The organism is Hymenobacter terrestris (genome assembly GCF_013377905.1).
Taxonomy (GTDB): Bacteria; Bacteroidota; Bacteroidia; order Cytophagales; family Hymenobacteraceae; genus Hymenobacter; species Hymenobacter terrestris.
The window spans coordinates 1-7,842 of sequence record NZ_JABKAV010000099.1 but is presented as its reverse complement, the minus strand read 5'-3'; the positions used below and the strand labels follow the sequence as shown (position 1 = coordinate 7,842).

At 55.1% G+C, this 7,842-nt stretch carries 7 protein-coding genes and 1 tRNA gene; 4 read left to right on the top strand and 4 right to left on the bottom strand.

Features of this window, described 5'->3' with window-relative positions:
* Positions 1-131 precede the first annotated feature (131 nt).
* The 3 genes from HW556_RS17435 to HW556_RS17425 all read right to left on the bottom strand — a co-directional run bounded on the left by HW556_RS17435 (position 132) and on the right by HW556_RS17425 (position 2,502).
* On the bottom strand, positions 132-842 hold the full coding sequence (locus HW556_RS17435; RefSeq protein ID WP_088463185.1) for a ClpP family protease: 711 nt from the start codon (positions 840-842) through the stop codon (positions 132-134).
* A 123-nt stretch (positions 843-965) separates the two neighbouring features.
* Positions 966-2,294, bottom strand: coding sequence for a trigger factor (gene tig, locus HW556_RS17430; RefSeq protein ID WP_176901401.1), 1,329 nt, complete (start codon positions 2,292-2,294; stop codon positions 966-968).
* 126 nt (positions 2,295-2,420) lie between these two features.
* Positions 2,421-2,502: transfer RNA gene (locus HW556_RS17425), tRNA-Leu, on the bottom strand.
* A gap of 216 nt (positions 2,503-2,718) precedes the next feature.
* Here HW556_RS17425 and HW556_RS17420 point away from each other — a divergent pair.
* The 4 genes from HW556_RS17420 to HW556_RS17405 all read left to right on the top strand — a co-directional run bounded on the left by HW556_RS17420 (position 2,719) and on the right by HW556_RS17405 (position 7,224).
* Positions 2,719-4,923, top strand: a complete 2,205-nt coding sequence (locus tag HW556_RS17420) for a RelA/SpoT family protein (protein ID WP_176901400.1) — start codon at positions 2,719-2,721, stop codon at positions 4,921-4,923.
* Between the two features lie 197 nt (positions 4,924-5,120).
* Complete coding sequence (locus HW556_RS17415; protein ID WP_092771726.1) at positions 5,121-5,609, top strand: Fur family transcriptional regulator; 489 nt, start codon at positions 5,121-5,123, stop codon at positions 5,607-5,609.
* Positions 5,606-5,953 (top strand): STAS domain-containing protein, encoded by a 348-nt coding sequence (locus tag HW556_RS17410; protein WP_176901399.1) that lies wholly within the window; start codon positions 5,606-5,608, stop codon positions 5,951-5,953. Before HW556_RS17415 ends, HW556_RS17410 begins: the two co-directional genes overlap by 4 nt.
* Entirely contained in the window at positions 5,953-7,224 is a 1,272-nt protein-coding gene (locus tag HW556_RS17405) for an adenylosuccinate synthase (protein ID WP_176901398.1), read from the top strand. The genes HW556_RS17410 and HW556_RS17405 overlap by 1 nt, the downstream gene beginning before the upstream one ends.
* Positions 7,225-7,616: 392 nt before the next feature.
* Here the strand turns inward: HW556_RS17405 and HW556_RS18565 are convergent.
* A partial coding sequence (locus HW556_RS18565) for a hypothetical protein (RefSeq protein ID WP_218136960.1) occupies positions 7,617-7,842 on the bottom strand: 226 nt, incomplete at its 5' end.

The following is a 7,842-nucleotide window of genomic DNA, read 5'->3' as shown; positions in this document are numbered from 1 at the left end:
CCACGCGTATTTTTAAAAAGACGGGGGGGGGGGCGCGTTCCCCCCCACCCCGCCGTTCGCACCGTTTCAACGATTACGTTCAACGGCGAGCGGGGGCAAGCCCCGCACCCTACGCCGTTCAGTCGTTACGTTTACTCAGCCTTCTTCTTTTCGAGTACCTCGTCAATCAGGCCGTACTCTTTGGCCTCATCAGCACGCATCCAGTAGTCACGGTCCGAGTTGTCGTGGATTTCCTGGTAGGTTTTGCCGGTGTGGTCAGCCAGAATATCGTACAGCTCCTTCTTGAGCTTGAGAATCTCGCGGGCCGTGATTTCAATATCCGACGACTGGCCTTGCGCGCCACCCGAAGGCTGGTGAATCATTACGCGGGCGTGGGGCAGAGCCGAACGCTTGCCCTTAGCGCCACCTGCCAGCAACACAGCGCCCATCGAGGCCGCCAAACCAGTGCAGATAGTGGCCACGTCGGGATTCACGTATTGCATGGTGTCGTAGATACCGAGACCAGCATACACCGATCCACCGGGCGAGTTGATGTAGAGCAGGATGTCCTTCTTGGCGTCAACCGACTCCAGGAACAGCATCTGCGCCGTCAGGATGTTGGCTACGTAGTCGTCCACCGCCGTGCCCAGGAACACAATCCGGTCCATGATGAGGCGGGAGAATACGTCGATTTCGGCGAAGCGCGTGGGGCGCTCCTCAATCACCGAGCGGGTCATATTAGACGGCATCATCATGCCGTTGCGCACCTGGCCCTCAACGTGGCTCAAATACTGATCAACGCCCAGGCCATTCAAACCTTGGCCCTTTACGGCAAACTTGCGGAACTCTTGTTTATTCAGCATGGAGAGAAAAAAGGAGTTAGAATACAGAAGTTAGAAATGAAGTAGAAACCGCTTCTCAATAAAAAAAGCCCCTACGACAAGTAAGGGCTTTTTTGATGGTTTTGAAAACCGGAACGGCGGGTATTAGCCGGCGTTCTGATTGCGGAAGTCCTCGGCCGTAATCTCGTTGTCGTTAACAACAACTTTGCCGCGCAGGTTTTCCAGCACTTTCTCTGCCAGAATGGCCTCGTACTCCTGTACGTAGTTCTTGCCGTTCTCCTGGCGCAGGAAGTTGTCGGCGAAGCCGCGCACCGACTCTTCGAGCTCGGGCGTCATCTCCATGTTGAATTGGCCCAGGATTTTCTGCATCGTGCGGTCTACGATTTCCTCGTTTTCCACCTTCAGCTCGTTGGCTTCCACCACTTTGTTACGGATCATCGACCACTTCAGCTCCTTGGCGTAGTCGTCGTAGTGCTCCTCAATCTGCTCGGGCGTTAGCTTGCCTTCGTTGGCGCGCACCAGCCACTTCTTGAAGAACTCCTTGGGCAGCTCGATGCTCACGTTCTCCAGCATCTTGTCGATGATCTGACGGTTCATTAGGTTATCCGACTCCCGGTCGTAGTTCTCCATCACCGTTTCGGTCACCTTGGCGTCGAAATCTTCCTTCGACGTTACGATGTCCTTGCCGAATACCTTGTCGAACAGCTCTTGGTTGAACTCGGCGGCGGCAGTGCGCTGCACCTTCTCTACGGTCAGGGTGTAGTTGCCCTCTATGGCTTCGGCTTCCTCGCGGCTCATGCCGGTGAAGTTGGCAATAGCTTTTGCGTCGCCGTCGAAAGCAGTTTTGAGGTCAAAGGTGATAACGTCCTCGGGCTTGGCACCCAAGAACTTATCCGCCTCGCTCTTCATTTTATTGGTTGGCAGCATCAAAAGGCGGCCTTCGCCCTCTTCGCCTTCCTTGCGCAAGCGGCCCACCAGGTAGTCGCCGGCTTCAGCGGCCTCGGGCTCGGTGGTTTCGCCGAACTGGCGCTCCAGCTGCTCGTAGGTTTCGTTCTTGGTGTTCTCGTCGAGCGTCACTTTGTGGCGGTCAACGGTAATAGCCTGGTCGGAGGGAAGCTCGAACTCGGGCAGCAGACCCAGCTCAAACTGGAACGCGTAGTCCTTCTGGTTGTCGAAGTCGATGTCGGAAGCCACTGGCAGGGGCTCGCCCAGGATGCGCAGGTTGTTCTCCTTAATATAGCCATCCACCGACTTGCCCAGCATCTCGTTGATTTCGTCAACCAGAATGCCTTTGCCGTACATCTTGCGCACCAGCGTTACCGGCACTTTGCCGGGGCGGAAGCCCTTAATCTGGGCTTTCTTGCTGTATTCTTTCAGCTTGCTCTCTACGGCGGTGGCGTAATCGGCCTCCGTAAGGTTTACTGTCAGGATGGCATGAAGCTGGTCGTCTTGCTTGTCGAGGGTGATATCCACTGCTGGTCGGTTAAAAGTGCTACGTTGGGGTAAAAAGGATCGGGTTGGGACCGACCCCTAAAAAGAAACCCCCAACGGGTGGGTTGAGGGTTTAAACATGATTTCAGCGAACTGAAACCCACTTTGTGCGGATAGAGGGACTCGAACCCACACGCCTTGCGGCACCAGATCCTAAGTCTGGCACGTCTACCAATTTCGCCATATCCGCGGCACGAGGCCAACTGCCTCGGGGGCGCAAAACTACGCAAGCTCCTTTACAAAACCAACGTCTTTCGCAACTACCTGCCTTATTATGTTTCCTCGGTAGGGCCTGCAACCGCCCCGGCGCACCAACTCTGGCTCGTTCTTGTTACTTTCCGGTCGGGGGCATTGTACCTTCGCTACTCGTTTTTTTGGCACTGCTTCGTGCCGCCCGTCCGCTGCCATGTCCACCGTCATCGACCCTGAGGTAGAACGCCAGGAAATCCTGCGCCACTACCGCCGCCTGCTTCGCACTGCCAAACCTTCGCTCAAACCGGGCGACGCCAAGCTCATCAAAAAGGCCTTCAATACCTCGCTGGAAGCCCATAAGGAGATGCGCCGCAAGTCGGGCGAGCCCTATATTCTGCATCCATTGGCCGTGGCCCAGATTGTAGTGGAGGAAATTGGCCTGGGCACCACCAGCATTGTAGCGGCCCTACTGCACGATGTGGTGGAGGACACGCCCTGGGAAGTAGCCGACGTGGAGCGCGAGTTTGGCCCCAAGGTGGCCCGCATCGTCGATGGGCTCACCAAAATTTCGGGTGTGTTCGATTACGGCACTTCTGAGCAGGCCGAAAACTTCCGCAAGATGCTGCTCACGCTCTCCGACGACGTGCGCGTGATTCTTATTAAGCTCGCCGACCGCCTGCACAATATGCGGACGCTCGAATCGATGCCGCGGCACAAGCAGCTCAAAATATCGTCGGAAACCATTTACCTCTACGCTCCGCTGGCCCACCGTTTGGGCCTGTACACCATCAAGAACGAACTGGAGGACTTACACCTTAAGTACACCGATACCGAAGTGTACGAGGAGCTGGTGACCCAGGTGCGCCAGAGTCGCACGTCGCGCAACCGCTTCATCAAAGACTTTGTGCAGCCCATCGATGATGAGCTCAAGGTTCAGGGGTTTAAATACGAGGTAAAAGGCCGACCCAAAAGCATCTATTCCATCCTTAAGAAGATGCGCAAACAGAACATCACCTTCGACGAGGTATATGACCTGTTTGCCATCCGCATTATTCTGGATGTGCCGCCGGAGCAGGAAAAAGCGGCCTGCTGGCAGGTCTACAGTATCGTTACCGATTTCTACCAGCCTAACCCCGACCGCCTGCGCGACTGGGTGAGCACGCCCAAGGCCAACGGCTACGAGAGCCTGCATACCACCGTTATGTCGCGCACCGGGCAATGGGTGGAGGTGCAGATTCGGAGCCGCCGTATGGACGATATTGCCGAGAAAGGCTACGCCGCCCACTGGAAATACAAGGACAGTGGCGTGCCTCAGCCCGAATCGACGCTGGAAAGCTGGATAAATAAAGTGCGCGAGATGCTGGAAACCAACAATTCCAGCGCCCTCGAATTCATGGATGAGTTCCGCCAGAACCTGTTCGTGAAGGAAGTGTACGCCTTCACGCCCAAGGGCAAGCTCATTATTCTACCCGACAAGGCTACGGCCCTCGATTTCGCCTTCGAGATTCACTCCCAGATTGGCCTGCAGTGCCTCGGTGCCAAAGTCAACCAGAAGCTGCAGCCCCTGAGCTACCAGCTCCACAACGGCGACCAAGTGGAAATCTTGACTTCTCAGAAGCAGCGCCCCACGGAGGAGTGGCTGCAGTACGTCACGACTTCTAAAGCCCGCACCCGCATCAAAGACTGGCTCCGCGACGACCGTAAAGCAAAGGCCGAAGACGGTCGATTTCTGGTGGAGAAGCGTTTGGAGCTGCTGGATATTGAGATAAATACGGAGAACATCAACCGGTTGCTGGCCTTTTTCAATGTCAGCAACCTGCCCGAATTTTTCTACCGCATCGCCATCGGTCAACTCGATGGACGTGAAATTGTGCAGGGCGTGTTCAAGGACGACGAGTTGCCGCGGCTGCCCTCGCGTCTGGAGCCACGCTCCTTCGACCACGAGGTACAGAAAGTACGTGGCGTGAATGCCAACATGCTCGTTATCGGGGAGCGAACCGACAAGTTCGACTACACTATTGCGTCCTGTTGCAACCCCATCCCCGGCGACGATGTGTTCGGCTTCGAAACCGGTGAGGGCATCGATATTCACCGTACATCTTGCCCCAAGGCTGTGCAGATGATGTCGAACTTCGGCAACCGCATTGTGCGCGCCAAATGGACCGAGCAGCTGGAACTGGCCTTTTTGGCTGGCATCCGCATCAAGGGTGCCGACCGGGTGGGCCTTGTAAACGATGTTACGCGCATCATCAGCACCAGTCTAAAAGTCAACATGCGCTCCATTACCATGGATTCCAACGACGGCGTATTCGAGGGCCAGATTATGGTTTTCGTCAACGACACTGCCCACCTCGACCGCCTTATTCAGCGCCTAAATAAGGTAAATGGCGTTTTGGCAGTAGAACGATTCGACTCTTAAACAGCCCTGGAGCTTCAGACTAAAGCAAGTCAAATGGATGGAAACAAGCCGAAGGTTCTAAAAAGCATTAACCAAAACCAGGGGTACAAAACGGTATAATAAACCAAGCGCCCATAGCTGGGTTTTGGCTACATAAGCCGGTCATTCAGCGGAGCGTTTTGGCTGTTTTCACTCCTTATAATAGAAGGTCCATTACCATGGCAGTTTCCGAGAAGCATCTCGATAAAGAAAAGTACGAGGAGGTCAAGAAAATTTTTACTGCCTACCTCGAAAACAAGGGTTTGCGCAAGACATCGGAGCGGTACGCTATCTTGGAGGAAATCTACTCCCGCACCGGCCATTTCGATGTAGAGCAGTTGTACGCCGGTATGAAGGAGCAGGGCCTGCGTGTAAGTCGCGCCACGGTGTACAATACGCTCGATTTGCTGGTTGAGCACGGCCTCGTGAGCCGGCACCAGTTTGGGCGCAACTTGGCCCAGTACGAGAAGAGCTACGGTTACCGCCAGCACGACCATGTCATCTGCACCGAGTGCCATAAAGTGGTTGAGTTCTGCGACCCACGCATTCACGGTATCCAAACCATGGTCGGGGAGTTGCTCAACTTCCATATCTTGCATCACTCTTTGAACCTTTACGGCGTGTGCGGCGACTGCCGCGCCCAGGCCGCTGCCCTCCAAACCTCATGAAAACTGATTCCGCCGTCCAGAACGGCATCCTATTCGTGCGCCTCTCCGGCGACCTTATCGGCAGCCCCGATACCCAGCAGCTCCTGCAAAGCGTCGACCAGCACCTCGGCGAAGAACTGCTTCATTGCGCCGTCGATCTGTCGGGTATCCGCTATATCAACAGCACCGGCATCGGTGTATTAGTATCGCTGCTGACCAAGTTCCGGAGCCGCGGAGGCGAGTTGGTGCTCATCAATCCTGCCGACCACCCGCGCAAAATGCTGGCGCTAACCAAGCTGAACGCAATTTTTTCTGTGGCCGATGATGAAGCAGCAGCCACTCAACTCCTGAAAACCGCGAACTAATGCCCGTTGACGTATTGGTAGGATTACAGTGGGGTGATGAGGGTAAAGGCAAGATTGTCGATGTCCTCGCCCCCACTTACGATGTAGTAGCCCGCTTCCAGGGCGGCCCCAATGCCGGCCACACGCTCACCTTCGATGGTATCAAGCACGTCTTGCATCAGGTGCCATCAGGTATTTTTCACCCGCACATCCTCAATGTCGTTGGCAACGGCGTGGTACTCGACCCAGTGGTGTTCCGCCAGGAACTACAGAAGCTCACCGACCGGGGCGTCGATTACAGCCGCAACCTCTACATCTCGCGCAAGGCTCAGCTGATTCTACCCTCGCACCGCGCCCTCGACCGCATCAACGAAGAAGCCCGGGGCGGCGACAAAATAGGTTCCACGCTCAAAGGTATCGGTCCCACTTACCAGGATAAAATCGGCCGCACCGGTCTGCGCGTCGGCGATATTCTGCTCCCCGATTTTGAGCAGCGCTACCGCGAAGCCGTCGCCCGGCACGCCACCATTGCTGAATTCCACGGCCGCGGCCTCGACATTGAACAGTTCGAGGCCGATTTCTTTTCCGCCGTCGACTTCCTGCGTACCCTGCAACTCACCGATACTGAGTATCTGTTGAACGATATGCTGCGCGAGGGCAAGAACATCCTGGCTGAAGGTGCCCAAGGCTCCATGCTCGATATTGATTTCGGCACTTATCCTTACGTAACGTCCTCCAGCACTATCGTGGCGGGTGCCTGCACCGGCCTCGGCATTGCCCCGCGCCACATCAATAAGGTATATGGTATTAGCAAAGCCTATTGCACCCGCGTAGGCGCAGGTCCGTTCCCAACCGAGTTGCACGATGAAGTAGGAGAGCAGATACGGGCCGCTGGCCGCGAGTTCGGTGCCACCACCGGCCGGCCGCGCCGCTGTGGTTGGATCGATTTGCCTGCTCTGCGTTATAGCATCATGCTAAATGGCGTAACAGAAATTCACCTCATGAAGGCTGATGTGCTCGATGAGTTCGACGAAATTCGGGTCTGCACACACTACGCGCTGCCCAACGGCGAGCAAACCGACCATCTGCCCGACCACGGTGATCTGGAAAAGCTGACTCCTATATATATAAGTATGCCCGGCTGGCGCACCAACCTGCAGGCTATTTCCGACCCCCAAACGTTACCAGCGGAGCTAAAAGACTACGTTAGCTTCCTAGAGAAACACCTCGAAGTACCTATCAGCATCGTCAGCGTAGGTCCCGACCGGGTAAGTACGCTGCACATGAGCTGAATCTCGGAGCATAACTAGCCTCTCCAAAACCCGGATTGCTGCCAGCAATCCGGGTTTTTGCGCCCTGGCTGGTCAAGCCGCAAATAAATCTTAACAACATATTGAACTAATTAGAGTAGTCAACTAGTTACTATTCAGCCTACTGACCGCAACGCGCTTTTATCAATAAGAAATAAGTTGTGTAGCTCACTTGCACAGCTGGCCACAAAGCCCCACTTTTGCAACCCCAACCGGAACGCGGTCGGGGTTGGTTGTTCTTCGGAAAAGCCGCTTGAAAATAAGTTGCCCTGCGGGGTTGCGCAAGTTGGAAAGGTTTAGCTACCTTTGCACCCCGCTTCCACCGGAAGCGCTTTCATCCTTGCTAGTCAAGTTGCCTGAAAAGGCGGCATACGCTAGGAGGAAGGCCGAAAAGAGAAAACTTTTTCTTTTGGAACGCTTGCAGAAAGCAAAAAGGGTTCTACCTTTGCAGCCCGCTTCGATCGGAAGGGAACAGCAGGAAACGAGAAAAGAAACGCTTCGAAAAAAAGTTTTCTTTTTTTGCTTGCAGGTAGCGAAAAGCTACTTACCTTTGCAGCCCGCTTCGCTCGGAAGGGGATGACAGCAACACCGCCGCACTTA

Coding starts and splice junctions, on each gene's coding strand:
- HW556_RS17405 (WP_176901398.1), top strand. CDS start 5,953: ATGCCCGTTGACGTATTGGTAGGATTACAGTGGGGTGATGAGGGTAAA.
- HW556_RS17415 (WP_092771726.1), top strand. CDS start 5,121: ATGGCAGTTTCCGAGAAGCATCTCGATAAAGAAAAGTACGAGGAGGTC.
- HW556_RS17410 (WP_176901399.1), top strand. CDS start 5,606: ATGAAAACTGATTCCGCCGTCCAGAACGGCATCCTATTCGTGCGCCTC.
- HW556_RS17420 (WP_176901400.1), top strand. CDS start 2,719: ATGTCCACCGTCATCGACCCTGAGGTAGAACGCCAGGAAATCCTGCGC.
- HW556_RS17435 (WP_088463185.1), bottom strand. CDS start 842: ATGCTGAATAAACAAGAGTTCCGCAAGTTTGCCGTAAAGGGCCAAGGT.